Source organism: Marinobacterium sp. MBR-111, assembly GCF_040547585.1.
GTDB classification, from domain to species: domain Bacteria; phylum Pseudomonadota; class Gammaproteobacteria; order Pseudomonadales; family Balneatricaceae; genus Marinobacterium; species Marinobacterium iners.
In genome coordinates, this window is sequence record NZ_JBEPQA010000002.1 from 46364 (window position 1) to 63974 (window position 17611).

At 55.5% G+C, this 17611-nt stretch carries 16 protein-coding genes; 5 read left to right on the forward strand and 11 right to left on the reverse strand.

Going from position 1 to position 17611, the window contains the following annotated elements:
* Window positions 1–174 precede the first annotated feature (174 nt).
* Window positions 175–3624: a transcription-repair coupling factor gene (gene mfd / locus ABIE61_RS01860; protein WP_354406231.1), complete on the forward strand. Its 3450-nt coding sequence runs from the start codon at window positions 175–177 to the stop codon at window positions 3622–3624.
* Between the two features lie 4 nt (window positions 3625–3628).
* Entirely contained in the window at window positions 3629–4240 is a 612-nt protein-coding gene (locus tag ABIE61_RS01865; RefSeq protein ID WP_091824390.1) for a peptidoglycan binding protein CsiV, read from the forward strand.
* Window positions 4241–4257: 17 nt separating this feature from the next.
* Here ABIE61_RS01865 and cydC read toward each other — a convergent pair whose 3' ends face one another.
* The 7 genes from cydC to sohB form a co-directional block, all read right to left on the reverse strand.
* Window positions 4258–5988 (reverse strand): thiol reductant ABC exporter subunit CydC, encoded by a 1731-nt coding sequence (cydC, locus tag ABIE61_RS01870; protein ID WP_354406233.1) that lies wholly within the window; start codon window positions 5986–5988, stop codon window positions 4258–4260.
* Entirely contained in the window at window positions 5985–7715 is a 1731-nt protein-coding gene (cydD, locus tag ABIE61_RS01875; RefSeq protein WP_354406235.1) for a thiol reductant ABC exporter subunit CydD, read from the reverse strand. Before cydD ends, cydC begins: the two co-directional genes overlap by 4 nt.
* Window positions 7712–8863: a mechanosensitive ion channel family protein gene (locus tag ABIE61_RS01880; RefSeq protein WP_354406237.1), complete on the reverse strand. Its 1152-nt coding sequence runs from the start codon at window positions 8861–8863 to the stop codon at window positions 7712–7714. The genes cydD and ABIE61_RS01880 overlap by 4 nt, the downstream gene beginning before the upstream one ends.
* Window positions 8863–9873 carry a beta-N-acetylhexosaminidase gene (gene nagZ / locus ABIE61_RS01885; RefSeq protein WP_354406239.1) on the reverse strand — a complete coding sequence of 337 codons (1011 nt, stop codon included), beginning with the start codon at window positions 9871–9873 and terminating at the stop codon, window positions 8863–8865. Before nagZ ends, ABIE61_RS01880 begins: the two co-directional genes overlap by 1 nt.
* Before the next feature lie 3 nt (window positions 9874–9876).
* A complete protein-coding gene (locus ABIE61_RS01890) occupies window positions 9877–10356 on the reverse strand; it encodes a L,D-transpeptidase (RefSeq protein WP_091824401.1) in 480 nt (159 codons plus the stop codon).
* A complete protein-coding gene (locus tag ABIE61_RS01895) occupies window positions 10356–11027 on the reverse strand; it encodes a TetR/AcrR family transcriptional regulator (protein WP_354406241.1) in 672 nt (223 codons plus the stop codon). The genes ABIE61_RS01890 and ABIE61_RS01895 overlap by 1 nt, the downstream gene beginning before the upstream one ends.
* 66 nt (window positions 11028–11093) lie before the next feature.
* Window positions 11094–12158: a protease SohB gene (sohB, locus tag ABIE61_RS01900; RefSeq protein WP_354406243.1), complete on the reverse strand. Its 1065-nt coding sequence runs from the start codon at window positions 12156–12158 to the stop codon at window positions 11094–11096.
* Window positions 12159–12264: 106 nt separating this feature from the next.
* Between sohB and ABIE61_RS01905 the strand changes: the two genes are divergently transcribed.
* Window positions 12265–12588, forward strand: coding sequence for an SCP2 sterol-binding domain-containing protein (locus ABIE61_RS01905; RefSeq protein ID WP_354406245.1), 324 nt, complete (start codon window positions 12265–12267; stop codon window positions 12586–12588).
* Here ABIE61_RS01905 and nudC read toward each other — a convergent pair.
* Genes nudC through ABIE61_RS01925 form a run of 4 tightly spaced genes read right to left on the reverse strand, consistent with a single transcriptional unit; the run spans window position 12574 to window position 15263 of the window.
* Window positions 12574–13341, reverse strand: a complete 768-nt coding sequence (gene nudC / locus ABIE61_RS01910) for an NAD(+) diphosphatase (protein ID WP_354406247.1) — start codon at window positions 13339–13341, stop codon at window positions 12574–12576. The genes ABIE61_RS01905 and nudC overlap by 15 nt on opposite strands.
* 10 nt (window positions 13342–13351) lie before the next feature.
* Window positions 13352–14062 (reverse strand): DNA polymerase III subunit epsilon, encoded by a 711-nt coding sequence (gene dnaQ, locus ABIE61_RS01915; protein WP_091824413.1) that lies wholly within the window; start codon window positions 14060–14062, stop codon window positions 13352–13354.
* Window positions 14059–14499, reverse strand: coding sequence for a ribonuclease HI (gene rnhA / locus ABIE61_RS01920; protein WP_091824416.1), 441 nt, complete (start codon window positions 14497–14499; stop codon window positions 14059–14061). Before rnhA ends, dnaQ begins: the two co-directional genes overlap by 4 nt.
* Entirely contained in the window at window positions 14496–15263 is a 768-nt protein-coding gene (locus tag ABIE61_RS01925) for a class I SAM-dependent methyltransferase (protein WP_091824419.1), read from the reverse strand. The genes rnhA and ABIE61_RS01925 overlap by 4 nt, the downstream gene beginning before the upstream one ends.
* Before the next feature lie 135 nt (window positions 15264–15398).
* Between ABIE61_RS01925 and gloB the strand changes: the two genes are divergently transcribed.
* Window positions 15399–16175, forward strand: a complete 777-nt coding sequence (gene gloB, locus ABIE61_RS01930; RefSeq protein ID WP_354406249.1) for a hydroxyacylglutathione hydrolase — start codon at window positions 15399–15401, stop codon at window positions 16173–16175.
* Between the two features lie 63 nt (window positions 16176–16238).
* On the forward strand, window positions 16239–17609 hold the full coding sequence (locus tag ABIE61_RS01935) for a LysM peptidoglycan-binding domain-containing protein (RefSeq protein WP_091824424.1): 1371 nt from the start codon (window positions 16239–16241) through the stop codon (window positions 17607–17609).
* Window positions 17610–17611: the final 2 nt, after the last annotated feature.

The following is a 17611-nucleotide window of genomic DNA, read 5'->3' on the forward strand; positions in this document are numbered from 1 at the left end:
GGGGTAACTCCGAAATTGTCAACGCTCAATTTGGGTGCGCGCATTATCCTCTTTTCACACGGTCGGGGCAAACCTGACAAGGCTAGACTTTGGTCCCCTTGCTGTCGTGAGGCTGCGTTTTGCAGTTTCAACGGTTAAACTGCTCGCCTTTACAACCTGAAGGGAGAGACAGCATTGGCGGTCGAATTCAACTTTCCATTACCCAAGGGCCCCGGTGACATCCGCCGTCTGGGTCAGGTACAGGGCAGTGCCACCGGCCTGTTGACACAGCAGATCGCTTGCCGTCATAACGGCTTGATGCTGCTGATCTGTCAAGATATGGAAAGCGCGGAGCGGCTGCAGAATGAGGTCAGGTTCTACAGTTGTGACCAACTGCCAGTGCGCTTGCTGCCCGACTGGGAGATTCTGCCCTATGACAGTTTTTCACCGCATCAGGACATTATTTCCACACGCATCCAGACATTGCATCAACTCCCCGAACAGAAACACGGTGTACTTATTCTGCCGATCAGCACACTGATGCACCGCCTTCCCCCACTGAGCTTCATTACCGCCAGCGCTCTGTTTCTTGAGCCTGGACAGAAACTCGACAGCATCGCCTTGCGCCAACGCTTCACGGACGCCGGCTACACTGCCGTAGATACTGTCTATGAGCATGGTGAATTTGCCATCCGCGGCGCAATTATCGACCTGTATCCCATGGGATCTGAGTTGCCGCTGCGCATCGACCTGTTCGATGATGAAATTGACACCATCCGAACATTTGACCCGGAAAGCCAACGCTCCATCGACAAGGTGGATCGGGTAAGACTGTTGCCTGCAAAAGAGTTCCCGTTTCATCAAGATGCCATCACCCGCTTCAAGCAGCGCTGGCGTGAACGCTTTGATGTGGATCACACCCGCTGCCCCATATACCAGGATGTATCCAGCGGACTGACGCCGCCGGGTATCGAATACTACGCCCCACTCTTTTTCGAACAGTCAGCAACCCTGTTTGACTATCTGCCCGAAAACACCCTGATTCTTCATGACCGACAACTCAACTCGGCAGCCGAGCATTTCTACCATGATGTACGCCAACGCCACGATGAACGCCGAGGTGACCTGCAGCGCCCGATACTTTCCCCTGAAGAGCTGTTTCTTTCAGCTGAAGAGCTTTTCAGCACTCTCCGACAACGCCCCGTCATCCGTCTCAATGAAGAGGCGGAAGAGCTCAAGCCTGGCCGTGACAACCTGCCCTGTGTCGACCTGCCCGACTTCAGCACGGATGACCGCCAGACACCGCTGGCCTCTCTTCAGGCGTATCGAGAGCATGACACTACGCCGATCCTGATCTGTGCGGAGTCAGCCGGTCGCCGTGAGGCCTTGCTGGAACATGCACGCAAGGCCGGACTTGATCTTGCTGAGTGTGATAACTGGTCGGATTTCATCTCACAAAGGCCCAACCTGGCCATCACCACCTTCGCACTGGAGCGTGGACTGTTCATACCAGGCCAGCTGCAGCTGATCACAGAGACACAGCTATTCGGACGCCAGGTATTTCAACGTCGTCGGCGTGAAAAACAGCAGATCGACTCGGATCAGGCCATTCGCCACCTGTCCGAACTGACCATCGGTGCACCGGTAGTGCACCTTGATCATGGTGTTGGCCGCTATCAGGGCATGCAAACCATTAGTGTCGATCAACAGCCTGCCGAATTTCTGGTGCTTGAATATGCCGATGAGGCCAAACTGTATGTGCCTGTATCCTCACTACATCTGATCGGTCGGTACTCCGGTGCCAGCGACGAATCAGCCCCATTGCACCGATTGGGGACAGAGCAGTGGAGCAAGGCACGGCGTAAGGCAGCCGAAAAGGTTCGTGACTCTGCTGCCGAGCTGCTCGACATCTATGCACGCCGTGCTGCACGCAAGGGGTTCAGTTTTGATTGCAGCGAGGCTGAATATGCGCGCTTTGCAGCCAGTTTCCCATTTGAGGAAACCCCGGACCAAGCCAATACCATTAATGCAGTGGTAGGTGACATGCGCGCTGCGGCGCCCATGGATCGGCTGGTGTGTGGCGACGTCGGCTTCGGCAAGACTGAGGTTGCCATGCGCGCGGCCTTTATCGCGGTACAGAGTGGCAAGCAGGTCGCCGTACTGGTACCCACCACGCTGCTGGCACAACAGCATTTTGAAAACTTCCGTGACCGTTTTGCCGATTGGCCCGTTGAAGTGGAGCTGATTTCGCGCTTCAAAAGCGCCAAACAACAACAGGCCACTCTTCTCGCACTCAGCGAGGGCAAGGTCGACATCCTGATCGGCACGCATAAACTGCTGCAGGGGGATATCCGTTTCAGTGATCTGGGACTGTTGATTATTGATGAAGAACACCGCTTTGGCGTCCAACAAAAAGAGCGACTCAAATCGCTGCGTTCAGAAGTCGATATTCTGACCCTGACGGCAACCCCGATTCCACGAACGCTTAACATGGCCATGTCCGGTATCCGTGATTTGTCGATTATTGCCACCCCGCCAGCCCGCCGCCTGTCGGTCAAAACCTTTGTGCGCCAGAATGATGCGCCCATGGTGAAGGAAGCGATCCTGCGTGAGCTGCTGCGTGGCGGCCAGGTGTACTACCTCCACAACGAGGTCAAGACGATCGAGAAGGTTGCCGAGGAGATAACGGCTCTGGTACCGGAAGCAAGGGTGGCCATTGGCCATGGTCAGATGCGCGAGCGTGAGCTGGAGCAGGTCATGAGCGACTTTTATCACAAGCGCTTTAACGTACTGGTCTGCACCACCATCATTGAAACCGGCATTGATGTACCCAGTGCCAACACCATTATCATTGATCGCGCCGACAAATTCGGCCTGGCCCAGCTGCATCAGCTGCGGGGTCGTGTGGGCCGCTCTCACCATCAGGCCTACGCCTATCTGTTGACACCGCCCGTTCGGGCCATAACACAGGATGCGATCAAACGACTGGAAGCGATCAGCGAGGCCAACACCCTTGGAGCCGGTTTTACCCTTGCCACCCATGACCTGGAGATCCGCGGTGCGGGCGAGCTGCTGGGCGAAGAGCAAAGCGGTCAGATGCAAAGCGTTGGCTTCGGTCTGTATATGGAAATGCTGGATCAGGCGATCAAGGCGATCCGCGAGGGCAAGACTCCTGATCTGGACAAGCCCCTGCATCATGGCTGCGAGATCAACCTGCACCTGCCCGCACTGATTCCGGATGACTATCTGCCGGACGTACATAATCGACTGATCATCTACAAACGCATCGCCAATGCTGCTGATGCCAACGCACTTGATGAACTGCAGGTTGAAATGATTGATCGCTTTGGCCTGCTGCCCGAACCGACCCGCAACCTGATGAGACTGACGCATCTCAAACTGAAAGCGGAAGCCCTGGGCATCGTCAAGCTTGATGCCGGCGACAAGGCCGGTCGCATCGAGTTTGAAGCCGAGCCGAACATCGATCCACTGACACTGATCACCATGATTCAGCGCCAACCTCAGCGCTTCCGTCTGGACGGTGCCAGCGTATTGCGGTTTACTCAACCCATGGAAAAGGTCGCGTCCCGCTTTGAAGCGGTCGAGTCACTGCTCACCCAACTGTCACCCAAAGAAAAAGAGTAATCCTATGCCCGGTTTACTGCAACGCACCCTGACACTGGTAACCCTTTCAAGCCTGACGGCAATGGCCAGCGCCGCCAACCTGTACAAGGTCGAAATGCTGGTGTTTGCCAATCAAAACGGAATCGGTGTGAACGAGGAATATTGGCCGGATATCGCACCTGCCGACGTCAGTGGTGCCGTATTCCCACGCAGCTGGGACGGCTACCCTCTACAGGCCTTTGAGGAGCTGCCACGCAACGATCTGCGTTTGAGTGCAGATGCCAGCCGTCTGGCCCGCAGCAGCGAGTACAAAGTGCTGTATCACAGCGGATGGCTACAATCCATTGGCAGCAAAAGCCAGGCACGACCCGTGCGCATCAAAGCCAGTACTGAAGGCTACGAGCTAGACGGTTCAATCAGCATCTACCGCAATCGCTTTCTGCACGCTCAGCCAAGCTTGCAACTAAGCAGCCACGGATCGATGCAGCAGACACTGTCTGAAACCGACAGCAGCGACCGCTATAGCCCTGCTGCATGGCTACTGCAGGATGCCCGCCGCATGCGCTCCAACGAGATACATTACATTGATCACCCGCATATGGGCGTGCTTTTGATCATTCGTCCTGTCGGTAACTGAATCGGCTTAACAGGCTTTCAAACTGCATTTAGCTGACGGAAGCGGCTGTCGGGGATAGCCGCCAACGCCTGTGGCGATCCCTCCTCAATCACCTGCCCCTTGTCCATTATCACAACACGATCGAACAACGCTGCCGTTTGCAGATGGTGACTGATCATTACCAGTGTTCGCTCGGGGTAAAGCCGCAACACATTCTCCACAACGGCCGCTTCCGTTGCGGCATCAAGCCCCTCGGTTGGCTCATCAAGCAGCAGGATGGGGGCGTCACGCAATAGCGCCCTTGCCAGTGCCAGCCGCTTGCGCTGCCCCCCGGAAAGGCGGCTGCCAGATTCGCCTATCGAGTATGCAAGAGGCTCTTCGCCCAATTCCATATCCAGTCGCACAGCTGCCAATACCGATGCCATATCGGCCTCATCCGCACTCACATTGGCCAGGGCAAGGTTATCTGCGACAGTACCGGCAAATAGCTGAACCGGTTGTGATAGCACACTCATCTGAGCTCTCAGGGTTGATTCGCTGTAGCAGGCAACCGGCTGACCACCCAACAACACACGCCCCTGTTGCGGATCATGGAATCGAGCCAGCAAGCTGATGAGTGTACTCTTGCCGCTGCCGGTATGTCCCAGCAGCAGTATTTTTTCTCCGGCCGATACCTGCAGTGAGAATCTCTCAAGTACCGCTGATGAAGAACGATTGTAATGGAAATATACCTGATCAAAACTGAAGCTGCCGGGCTGCGACACTGGAGCCTCATCGTCTGGCGGATAGTGGATCAGCGGCTCGGTTGCAGCAACTTCCTGCAGGCGTGCAGCCGCACGGCGAGTCTTGCCAAGATACTGATATGCCAGAGATAGTGGCGCCACAACTTCGAACACAGCCAACACACAGAACAGCACCATAGCCAGCTGAGCAGGTTCTAGCCTGCCATCGTATACGCGCTCAATACCCATGGCCAAAGCCAGCAAGCCAGTTGTACCACCAATAAATACGATCAGCGCCGTCATCAGCCCCGTCAGCAGCGCCATGCGCAGCTGGGTTTTCTGCAGCCGCGCCTCCTCGGCAGCGGTAGCATCAATCGCTCGCTGAACACCGCCATAGATGTACAGGTCGGCCAGCCCCTGTACCAATCCTATCAGCCGTTGACGCAGGCGAGCGGTCGCCACTACCTGCTGCTCGCCCACATGACGTGCTGACAAGTGTGCCAGCAGTGGCGTGATCACCCCTGCCAGCAACAACCCCACAGCTGTCAGCAACGCTATCCCAGGGCTGTACAGTGCCAGAAAACCCAATACCAGTGCCGACACCAGTAACGCAAGTACGCTGGGAGCCAGTACACGCAGATACAGGTTATCCAGCGCATTTACATCAGCGATAAGACGGTTCAAAAGGTCAGCGGAACGAAACTGCTGCAACCGAGCAGGGCCAAGCGGCTCAAGGCAACGATAGAACCAGCTGCGCAGATCGGCCAGCAGACGAAAGGTTGCTTCGTGGGTTGTGACCCGCTCAAAATAGCGCCCAACTGTTCTGGCGATGGCAAAACCTCGCACGCCAGCCCCCGGCGTAAAGTAGTTGAACTGCTGGGCTGTGACCGCACTGATGCCAGCCAGAGCCGCTGCCGAAATGAACCAGCCAGACAGAGTCATCAAACCAATACTGGCCAGCAACGTGACCAGGCCCAGCAAAGTACCAAGCAGGACCCAGTTCAGGTGTGGTCGCATCAGCCCAACGAATGGACGCAATTCTTTCATGTCGCGCCTCCGGCTTCGGGTGCGTCTGTATTCAAGAGATTCAGTTGCCCGTTCTCAAGCTGCCATACCTCATCCGCCCGCAGCATGGAGGAGCGCCGATGTGTCAGCATCAGTACCAGCCTGCCTGCACACAGCGTCTGCAGAGACTCCAGCACCAGTTGCTCACTGTCTCGGTCAAGGTTTGCAGTAGGCTCATCCAGCAACAACACTGGCGCATCCTTAAGAAAGGCTCGCGCCAGCGCCAGGCGCTGAATTTGTCCGCCGGAAAAACCACTCCCCAGCTCTCCCACAGTCGTATCCAGACCGTCAGGAAGGCGCTGTACAAATTCCAGCGCATTGGCTTGTTCCAGTGCCAAATACAGAGCATGCTCGCTGGCTTCGGGGGCCGCCAACAGCAAGTTATCGCGCAGACTGCCCGGAAACAGTGTTGTGTGCTGGCTGACCCAGGCAACCTGTTCCAGCCAGGCATAACTGCCTACCATATCCAGCGGTGTCTGATTAACCTTAACCTGACCTTCGCTGAGTTGACGAAATCCCAGAAGTACTTGCAGCAGGGATGACTTGCCCGCACCACTTGGGCCCACCAGTGCAACAATTCGGCCTCGCTGAAGCGTCAGATTCACGCCCGTAAATACCGGTGTCTGGCGCCCGGGGTAAGTCAATCCCGCACCCTCAAGGTTGATCTGATGGACAGTTGCATCCAACCCCGCTCCCTGCCCGGCTATCGCCTTTGGTGTCGCCTCCAGCAGCTCACGCAGCTTGTCGGCGGCAGCCACTGCCTCCTGTCGCGCGTGGTAATGCGTACCCAGTTCTCGTAAAGGAAGGTAAAACTCCGGCGCCAGCAGCAGTATAAACAACCCCTGGTAGAGGTTGACTGGCGAGTCCCAGTAACCAAAGTCCAGGTGGCCAAGAAAGCTGAAACCCAAATAAACCGCGACTACGGCAATAGATATGGAGGCGAAGAATTCAAGCACAGCCGACGACAAGAATGCCAATCGAAGCACCTGCATCGTACGTTGACGAAACTCATCAGCCCCAGCCTCGATCACCTCCACCTGGGCTCGACTGCGATCAAACAGTTTCAGCGTAACGATACCCTGTACGACATCAAGAAAGTGGGACCCCAGTTGCGACAGCGCAGCGAAGTTACGTCGGTTGGCTTCAGCTGCACGGGTTCCGACCAGCGCCATGAAGAGCGGCACCAAGGGTGCCGTAATCAGGAAAATCAGCCCTGCCGCCCAGTTTACCGGGAATATGAAGGCAAGTATGACCAGCGGCAACATTGCCGCCAACGCCATTTGTGGCAAATAGCGGGCAAAAAAACCATCCAGCGCTTCAACCTGCTCAAGCAGAATGCTGCTCAGTTCGCCGCTGCGCTGATCACCCGTATAGGCGGGTCCCAGCCGATTGATATGATTAAGCAGCAATCCTCGCAGGCTTCGCCTGATCCGAATCGATGCCTGCTGTCCAGCCCACTCCTTTACAACACCCAGCAGAGCTCTCAGCAACAGTGCCGCCAACAACATCAACAGCAATGGCGTGTGTTGTGCCAGAGACTGCCCGCTGAACAGGGTGCCATCGACAACTCTGGCCAGCAGGTGGGCCTGAACAACCAGCATCAGACCGATACCAATCCCTGCTGCCACACTCAGCCAGACCCAGCGTTTTTCCTGTTTGCCAAGCTGCTGTAACCAGCGCTTTTGCTCCCGCTCCTGCAAGCGGCTCATGCCTGCTGCCCCGCTTCGGTCGGCCGTTGAGATACAGGTTCCGGCAACTCCGGCTCGCCTGCCGCGAGATGGATGGTCTGAGTCGGGAAGGCAAACTCAGCTCCGTGACTGAAAATAATATCCGCTATTTTCAACATCACATCCTGTTTGATTTCGTGATACTTAACCCATTGTGTGGTTTTGGTGAAGGTATACACCATAAAGTCGAGAGAGGATGGCCCAAAGCGATTCAACTGAACAATGATCGTCTGACGCGTATCGATTTCCGGATGATTGCGAATCATCTCGCGTACGTCATCAATGATTGCCCTGACCTTGTCTGCATCATCATAGCGGACCCCCACATGCTCAAAAATACGTCTGTTGCGCATCCGTGAGGGGTTTTCTACCGAGATGCTGGTAAAGGTTGCGTTTGGGACGTACAGGGGCCTTTGATCAAAGGTCCGGATGCGAGTCAGGCGCCAGCCGATGTACTCGACGGTCCCTTCTATCTCCTTATCGGGGGAGCGCACCCAGTCACCTACTCGAAACGGGCGATCCATATAAATCATCAGGCCACCGAAAAAGTTGGCCAGTAGATCCTTGGCAGCGAAGCCTACCGCGATACCGCCGATACCGCCAAATGCCAGGATGCCGGAAATACTGACACCTGAAGATTGCAGTACCGTTAGCCCAGCAAGAATGAACACAACCAGTCGCAGCAGCTTGGCAACAGCATCGGCGGTTGTGCGATCCACCTGTTTACGGCCGGCAACGGGCGTTGTCAGGTACTTTTCCCCTGCCTTGATAAAACGAATCACTCCCCAGGCCAGGAGAATGATAACCCCAAGTCGACGCAGGTCACCGCCTACTTCGGTGCTGACCGGCAGACCGTTTCGGCTGAAAATTTCCAGCAACAGGGATACACCAATGACCCAAATCAGAATACGCAGCGGTGTTCTGATCGACTTCAAGAGCAAATCATCCCAGGCAGGGGCTTTCTGACTCAAATGGTGAATCAAGCGCCCCATCACCCAGTTGAATACGATGGTTAACAGCCAGACCAGAACCACAACTGTTGCAGCAGCCACCTGCCAGCCGTAGTCCTCCAGTACGGGCCACTGTTTGAACAGAGGAGCCAGCAGCGGTTTCAGCAGCTGTTCAAGCATCAGATCTCCTTGAGTAACTCTGCCGCCAACTGGCGGCTTTCATTCAGCCGATCAGAATCTGGAATCCGCGCAGGGCGTGCGCGCATCCTGGCCAGGCGATGTGAAGCAGCAACCGAACCAGCCTGCAGATGTTCCAGAACCTGTCCTGCACCGTCAGGATGATTACAGACCAGTACCATGTCACAACCGGCTGCCAGTGCACGATCACAGCGTTCTGCATAGCTGCCGGCTTGGCTGGCCCCCTCCATACTAAGATCGTCACTGAAAATCACACCATCAAAGTGCAACCGCTGGCGCAGAACCTGCTGCAGCCAATAACTGGAAAAGCCCGCCGGAGCCGAGCAAACCTGACTGTACACAACGTGTGCCGGCATTACGCCATCAAGCCCGCGTCGGATCAATGCGTCAAATGGCCGCAGATCCTGCTCTTCGATTTCGGCCATGCTGCGTTCATCAATCGGCAGCTCAAGGTGCGAGTCGGCCTGTACCCAGCCATGGCCCGGAAAATGCTTGCCGGTCGCGGCCATCCCGGCTTCATGCATACCGGCCATAACACCACCGGCCAGCTGGATAACCACCTCAGGATCAGCACCGAAGGCGCGGTCTCCAATAACACTGCTCTGACCCCAGTCCAGATCCAGCACCGGGGCAAAGCTGATATCGATATCAAACCGGCGAAGCTCTGTCGCCATCAACCAGCCAAGTTCATGGGCACAGGCGATCGCATGATGCGGGTTCTGTAGCCAGCGACGGCCCAAGGCAGCCATGGGCGGCAAACGAGTAAAGCCTTCACGGAAACGCTGGACACGCCCCCCCTCCTGATCAACCGCCACCAGCAGGTCTGCCCGCAAGGCACGAATGGATGTCATCAGTGATTTGAGCTGGTCGGGATTTTCATAGTTGCGGCTGAACAGAATCAGTCCGCCTACCTGGGGACTCTTGATCTGTTCGGTTTCAACTGCATTCAGTGCAGTCCCCTCAATATCAAGCATCAGAACGCCAGTGGTCATGATCTACTCTTCTATCAGAATATCAGTGCCGGGAGAGACCTGTTCAAACAGCTCCAGCAGGTCCGTGTTTCGCATCCGTATACAACCATGAGACAAGGGCGTGCCCATGGGTTCCGTATCCGGGGTGCCATGAATATAGATATACCGCCGCTGGGTATCGACCTCTCCCCCTCTGTTAAAGCCGGGTTCACGGCCACAAAGCCAAAGAATTCGGGTCAATATCCAATCGCGTTCGGGATGAGAAGCTGCCAGATTGTCAGAATAGATCTCGCCCGTTGGTCGGCGACCGACAAATACAGCCCCCAGGGGTTGGTCAGAGCCGATGCAGGCACGAATGAAGTGCCTGCCACGCGGCGTACAGCCACTGCCGTTGCGCTCACCGGCTCCGGCTTTCGCCGTTGACACCGGGTAGCTGTACTCACCCTTTTCGGTAAGCACAAACAGCTGCTGCCGCTTCAGTGAAACCCGCAGCCTAACCTGCATCAGTGGGTTCCGTTGCGGACAGGCGCCTTCATTCCGGCTGAAATTACCGGAATCATTCGAGCCAGAATCTGCTCCAGCTTCACTTCAGTGGCTTCCCCCTGCTGCTCAAGCGCACTCAGTGTGTGCATGTTGGACAGGGTAAAAATCACCGAACCAAGCAGAAAATGGAGACGCCAGAAGAATTCACGCTCGTCCAGCGGCGCTGCGTCCGCCTTGAAATACTGCAGATAACGATCAAAACGCGCCCCGTAGCGCTCACGCAGGAAAGCCTGAAGATCATGTTGACTGGGCAGATAGGCCTGATCCAGCAATCGCATCAGTACCGAAAGGGCATTCTGGTTTTGACCATGCACATGCACCAGAGCCTGAGCCATCAACTGAAGCAACTGATCAAGACCTGGGGTGGCATCTGCCACATTAAGCTGCACCAGCCCTTTATCGACTTGTTCGCACAATGGTGACAGCGAGCGTTCGGCAACAGAGCGAATCAGTCCGAACTTGGAGCCAAAGTGATAATTGACCGCTGCAAGATTGACTTCAGCAAGCCCCGTAATCTGACGCATGGTGGTTTCCTTGAAGCCCTGTTCGGAGAACAGTTTCTCTGCGGCCTGAATGATCCGCCCAGCCGTATCAGAGGTGTCATACATTTGCAGATCCTCCGGCCGATCCATTAACGATCTCCATCTCATCTCAACTCACGATCCCATACAACATCAAGTATTCAAAAATCGATTCTGTCAGCGTGACAGCAGACGGCTGGTATTCAGGCGTTGCCACCAGCGCAGCAATAGGCTGTCAGATGTCGATACCGCCAGTTGCCCTAGCCGTTCCTGTAAACCACGCCTGACCTCATAGTGCAACTCATACACGTCGCAATCCTGACACAGTTTAAACAGATAGTCGTCGCTTGTGCTGATTGCGTCAACGAGCTTTTCATCCAGTGCCCTGCGACCAAACCACACTTCACCCGTCGCAACCTTGTCCAGATCCAGCTGCGGACGGTATTCACGAACAAATGACTTGAACAGAGAGTGGGTATCTTCCAGCTCCTCGATGAATTTCTCACGACCTTTTTCGGTGTTTTCGCCGAAAACAGTGAGCGTCCGCTTGTACTCACCCGCGGTCAGCACTTCATAGTCCACTTCATGTTTTTTCAGCAGGCGATGGAAGTTGGGCAGCTGCGCAACCACCCCAATTGAGCCAATAACCGCAAAAGGCGCAGCCACAAGATGGTCGGCAATACAGGCCATCATATAGCCACCACTGGCCGCCACACGGTCAACGCATACCGTCAGACGAATATTGCCAGCCCGGAACCGCTCCAACTGTGAGCTGGCCAGACCATAAGCATGTACAAGCCCGCCCGGGCTCTCAAGCCGGACGACCACTTCGTCATCAGCATCGGCGATTGTCAGGACAGCCGTCACCTCTTCCCTCAAACGATCGACATCAGAGGCATGCATGTCACCATCGAAATCAAGCACAAACACACGGTTACGCGGTTTTTCGGGCTCTTCACCCTTTTTCAGGGCTTTCTTCAGCGCCTTGGCTTCAGCCTTTTCCTGCTTGCGGCGCGCTTTCTCATGCTGGCGCGCCAGGGCTTCGTCTACCACTGCCGCTTCGATATCGGTTTTCATGTCTTCGAGATGATCATTCAGGCTTTTGATCTCGATATGACCTTCACGCTGTTCCTTTCTTCGCTCAACCAATGCGGCAAGGCCGCCCAGAAACAACAGAAGCCCGATAATCAGGGTCAGGGTTTTGGCCAGAAACAGGCCATACTCGGCTAAAAACGCTGTCAATCTATCTCTCCGGTCAGGGCTAACGGGTTCACTTCAAAGCCGGGGCTACTGTACCATAAACAAAGCTTTTATCATGCCCGTATCACCGCCAAGGACAACCCTAAACATGACCCAGCCACTCACGCTTGAACGCATTGTCAACAAGTTGCCTCAGAAATTTAATCCCGATCAGGCAACAGGCCTCAATGCCATATTTCAGTTCCGGCTTACCGATGCCAAGCCTTTCTATATTGATATCCGTGACGGTGAGTGCGCCAGCGAATATGGCCTGCATGAAGACCCCAACCTGGTACTGCATCTCGATGAGGCAACCTTGATCCGCATCATCAGCGGCGAACAGGATGGCATGGGGGCATTCATGAAAGGGCAATTGAGGGCTGAAGGCAACGTAATGCTCGCCACTCGACTGGGCAAATTATTCAGTCGATGAGTCATGTTTGACAGCGAAGAAATGGTCGATCAACTGGCGCGCGATACTGAATGGCGGCGGCAGGTCCGGCAGGTCGTCTACTCCAAACCAGCCAGCTTCCAGAATCTCTTCACCATCCGGCACCAGCTCACCACTTAGATGGTCCGCAAAAAAACCAAGCATCAACTGATGGGGGAAAGGCCATGACTGGCTGGCAAAAAAGCGGATGTTATGTACCTTGATCCCCACCTCTTCATACACTTCTCGCTTTAGCGCCGCTTCTGCGGTTTCGCCGGCCTCAATAAAACCGGCAAGAGTGCTGTAGCGGCCGGGAGGGAAACGTGCAGAATGAGCCAGCAGACAGCGATCACCCCGGGTGACCAGAACAATGATACAGGGCGAGATGCGCGGATACTGAACAAGACTACAGACTGGACACTGCCGGGCCATATCTTGCGGGTGTGCTTGAAGAGTGCCGCCACAGCGGCCACAGAAACGGTGCTGATCGTGCCATGTAGCCAGCTGGGATGCGCGCGCCAGACGTGCGTACTCTACCTCATCAACCGACCGCGCCAGCAATCCACGTAACCCGTCAACCGCCGTCAGGCCCACTGGACGCTGAGCCAGAACAGCAAGCCCGAAACCATCATCAACACCATAACGAACGTCCGTATCACCCACGTCTGCCGCCGTGAAAATAATCTGATCATCGCGTTGTAACAGCCGCCCCTCATGAGCAAGAAACCAGTGCTCGGCGGTTATGGAATCTGCCATTACGCCCCCCTCAGCTCAGATTGCGCCAGACAGCCCCATCACTTTTCTTGTCCAACAGATCAAGAAACGCTTCATGGAGTGCAATTTCATCGGTGTTGGCCCGGACAATGGGTAACACCAAGGCACTGGCATCAATACGCCGAATTGGCTCTTCACCCTCACCGTCCTCGCTGTCACCCTGCCCCAGTTGCAGGCTGGTTTGCCCACCCGTCAGGACCAGATAGACATCGGCCAAAATCTCGGAGTCAAGCAACGCCCCGTGCAGTTCACGGTGGGAGTTATCGATGCCATAGCGACGACAGAGTGCATCCAGACTGTTGCGCTGCCCAGGATGTTTCTTGCGCGCCAGCATAAGGGTATCGATAACGGTGCAGATCTCATCCACTCGCTCATTGATACCGTTTCTGGCCAATTCAGTATTCAAGAAGCCGATATCAAAGGCTGCATTATGGATGATCAATTCAGCCCCGCGCACAAACTCAAGGAACTCGTGCGCAAGCTCGGCAAACCGTGGCTTGTCAGCCAGAAATTCATTGGTTATGCCATGCACCTCAATCGCTTCGGCTTCCACCTCACGATCAGGTTTGATGTATTGGTGCCAGGTATTTCCGGTCAGCTTTCGTCGCACCATCTCGACACAGCCGATTTCGATAACGTTGTGCCCTGCCTCCGGGTCGATACCGGTTGTTTCGGTATCCAGAATGATCTGCCGTACGCTCACGCCCTGCCAACCTCCTCTACACCACGATTTGCCAGCTGGTCGGCTCTTTCATTTTCAGGATGACCACTGTGCCCTTTGACCCAGCGCCATTCAATATCATGACGCGCCACTTGCTCATCAAGTGCTTGCCAAAGGTCAATGTTTTTCACTGGCTGTTTCGACGCCGTTTTCCAGCCATTGCGCTTCCAACCGGCCATCCAGCTGGTAATGCCCTGGCGCACATACTGTGAGTCAGTAGTCAGCACCACCTTGCAGGGGCGTTTAAGGCTTGCCAGCGCTTCGATGGCAGCCTGCAGCTCCATTCTGTTGTTGGTGGTATCCCTGGCACCGCCAAACAACTCCTTTTCCTGCTCACCATAACGCAGCAGAGCGCCCCAGCCACCAGGACCAGGGTTGCCCTTGCAGGCACCATCTGTAAATACTTCTACTTCTTTCAAAAACTTTTTCCTCTGGCAGTCGGCTTGGGTTCAGCTACGGGCAGACTGAGCAAACGTCTGCGTTTCCAGCCCGGTCGGATCGGAGTCATACCTGCCACATCCTTGCGCGCCAGCACCATCAATACAGCACCACTGCACCCAGGTACACGCCGACTCAAGCGCTCGAACAGGCTGAGGCGACATCGCCACAGCCGATTTTCCAACGGCAGGTGGTGGCAGGCGGTTTGCGCCCTGACTTCAGTCATTTCAAGCAGACTAAGCCAATCATGCAGGCGACCATGACTGATTAGATGGCCACCCCATGGGGGCAGATTACGTCGTTTCAGCCTCGACCAAAGCCCCCAGTAGCTGGCCGGATTAAAACTGAAGCTGAGCATAAAACCACCGGGACGCAGTACACGAGCGGCTTCTCGCAGCACCTGGTGCGGGTTGGCGGCATAATCCAGTGCATGGTGCAAAATCACGACATCCAGCTCATTGCTGCACACCGGCAGCTCATCATGGTCGGCAATGATGGTGAGCGGTTGAGCGCCCAGTTGCATCTGTGGCATCAGCATCACCTTGCGCGATACCGGACTGGCATCAAATAACACTTGCCGATGATCCAACCCCACCTGCAGCAGGTGATAACCGAACAGGGTCGGCAACACCGATTCTGCCAAGGCCTGCTCTGCCTGAACCACCTCTTGCCCCAGCGGGGTGTCAAACCACTGGCACAGCGGGGGAATTAACTGCTCGACGGGTAGCTGCTCATTGAACTTCATACCGCTGGAGCCCCATGCCGGACTAAGATTTCATCGCATTCAAGTATACAGTACCCTAGTTGTCATCTATACCCTAAGTGCCCTGCACCCATTGGGCATTGTGTATCTTCACAACTAAAAGCAGGAATCCCTAACATGTTTGACGTTCATCCAATCCCTGCCTTCAATGACAACTATATTTGGGCGCTTCGCAGCCCTCAGCAGCCGGCCGAGGTTGCCGTGGTCGATCCCGGTGATGCCGCTCCGGTTCTTGCATGGCTTGAAGCGAACAATTACAGCCTTGCAGCAATCCTGATCACCCATCATCATGCCGATCACACCGGCGGGGTTGAGACACTGCTCAACCATGCTTCTGTACCGGTTTACGGCCCCCGAAATTCGCCTTTTGAAGGTATCACCCATCCACTACAGGATGGTGAGACGCTGAAACTGATGCAGCACTCTCTTCAGGTCAAGGGCGTACCCGCTCACACCAAGGACCACATCAGTTATTTTGTGGGCGGCGACCAGCCGCAGCTGTTCTGCGGTGACACCCTGTTTCTTGCCGGCTGCGGTCGGCTGTTTGAGGGCACTGCACGTCAGATGCTGGCCGCCATGCACTACTTTGCTTCACTGCCCGACAATACTGAGGTCTACTGCACCCATGAGTACTCACTGTCCAATCTTGCCTTTGCAGCCAGCGTAGAACCCGCCAACGCCGAGATTACCCGAGTGCATGAACGCTGCCACCATCTGCGCCACGAAGGACTGCCAACCCTGCCCTCCAGTATTGAACAGGAAAAACAGATAAACCCTTTCATGCGTACAGCTGAGCCCGATGTAATCAGCTCTGCTGAACATTACAGCGGCAACCCACTTAAAACCGAGGTAGAGGTTCTGGCAGCACTGCGAGAATGGAAGAACCGTTTCTGATTGACCGCAAACCTATTCCCCTCATAAAATCAGGCCTTTGCGATTTTTCGGGAACAGGGACTGATGCGACAACTGCCTGCTTTGCTTCTGGCAACCACCTTGGGTCTGGCGCTTACTGGCTGCCAGACCCAAACCGTACAAAAACAGCCACTCAAGGCATCCAGCCTGGTCAAACCCGTACAAACAGCAGCGCCCAGAGCGATCCAACCCGAGGAGAGCGACCTTTGGCAGCTTACCCGCCAGCATCTGCAGCTGCCGTTGGACTATCAGCACCCTCGGCTTGAAAGCCAGCTCAACTGGTATTTGCGCCACCCCAGCCATATGCCCCGCGTAACCGAACGCGCGAAACCCTACTACCATCACATCCTGCATGAAGTGCTCAAGCGCGACATGCCGGCCGAAATAGCTCTGCTACCCATCATCGAAAGTGCCTACGACCCCTTTGCCTACTCACACGGCAGTGCGGCTGGTCCCTGGCAATTCATTCCCGGCACGGCACGGCACTTTGGCCTTCGCTCCAGCTGGTGGTACGACGGCCGCCGCGACATTCTTGCATCCACTGATGCCGCTCTCACATACCTGGAACAGTTACATCGCCGTTTTGATGGTGACTGGTTGTTGGCACTGGCGGCCTACAATGCCGGAGGTGGAACCGTCAGTCGCGCCATGCGTCGCAACCGCGAGCAAAACAAACCGACCGATTTCTGGTCTCTGGACTTGCCTGCCGAAACCAAGGCCTATGTTCCCAAACTGCTGGCTGTGGCCCGGACAGTACGTGATGCCGACACCCTTGGAATCACATTAACTCACATCGACAACACCCCCTACTTTGAGGCTGTAGAAACCGGCGGCCAGATCGATCTGGCTCAGGCGGCTTCTATGGCCGGTCTTGATCTGGACACTCTGTACCAACTCAACCCCGGCTTTAATCGCTGGGCCACCGATCCTGATGGCCCTCACTTGTTGCTGGTACCAACTGAGAACGCCGCCCCCCTGCGCCAAGCTCTTCAAACACTGCCACCCGAAAAGCGGGTTAATTGGCACCGCTATACCGTACGTCCCGGTGACACCCTCAGCACCATCGCCCAGCGGTTTAGCAGCTCGGTCAGTGTGATAAGACAGGGCAACAAACTGAACAGCCACCTGATTCGTGCAGGCCAGGCATTACTGGTGCCAAAACCGAGTGCCTCGTCTGAAAGTTACAGCCTTAGTCTGGAACAGCGTATCCAGGCCGAACGCCAACAGCTTGAGCAACGTGCAAAGCGCAAGCACTACCACCGCGTCGATTCGGGCGAGAGCTTCTGGAGTATTGCACGCCGCTATGGTGTCGGCGTACGTGATCTGGCACGCTGGAATCAGATGGCGCCCAGCGATACGCTCAAGATTGGCCAGACGCTCCTGCTGCTCAACGTGGATATTGCCGATGCAAGCTGATC

What these genes read in the sequence shown, in the direction of transcription:
- ABIE61_RS01935 (WP_091824424.1), top strand. Translation starts at nt 16,239, where the DNA reads ATGCGACAACTGCCTGCTTTGCTTCTGGCAACCACCTTGGGTCTGGCG.
- nagZ (WP_354406239.1), bottom strand. Translation starts at nt 9,873, where the DNA reads ATGACCACTGGCGTTCTGATGCTTGATATTGAGGGGACTGCACTGAAT.
- cydD (WP_354406235.1), bottom strand. Translation starts at nt 7,715, where the DNA reads ATGAGCCGCTTGCAGGAGCGGGAGCAAAAGCGCTGGTTACAGCAGCTT.
- ABIE61_RS01925 (WP_091824419.1), bottom strand. Translation starts at nt 15,263, where the DNA reads ATGAAGTTCAATGAGCAGCTACCCGTCGAGCAGTTAATTCCCCCGCTG.
- gloB (WP_354406249.1), top strand. Translation starts at nt 15,399, where the DNA reads ATGTTTGACGTTCATCCAATCCCTGCCTTCAATGACAACTATATTTGG.
- cydC (WP_354406233.1), bottom strand. Translation starts at nt 5,988, where the DNA reads ATGAAAGAATTGCGTCCATTCGTTGGGCTGATGCGACCACACCTGAAC.
- ABIE61_RS01880 (WP_354406237.1), bottom strand. Translation starts at nt 8,863, where the DNA reads ATGCTTGAACAGCTGCTGAAACCGCTGCTGGCTCCTCTGTTCAAACAG.
- nudC (WP_354406247.1), bottom strand. Translation starts at nt 13,341, where the DNA reads ATGGCAGATTCCATAACCGCCGAGCACTGGTTTCTTGCTCATGAGGGG.
- ABIE61_RS01895 (WP_354406241.1), bottom strand. Translation starts at nt 11,027, where the DNA reads ATGGATCGGCCGGAGGATCTGCAAATGTATGACACCTCTGATACGGCT.
- ABIE61_RS01865 (WP_091824390.1), top strand. Translation starts at nt 3,629, where the DNA reads ATGCCCGGTTTACTGCAACGCACCCTGACACTGGTAACCCTTTCAAGC.
- ABIE61_RS01890 (WP_091824401.1), bottom strand. Translation starts at nt 10,356, where the DNA reads ATGCAGGTTAGGCTGCGGGTTTCACTGAAGCGGCAGCAGCTGTTTGTG.
- ABIE61_RS01905 (WP_354406245.1), top strand. Translation starts at nt 12,265, where the DNA reads ATGACCCAGCCACTCACGCTTGAACGCATTGTCAACAAGTTGCCTCAG.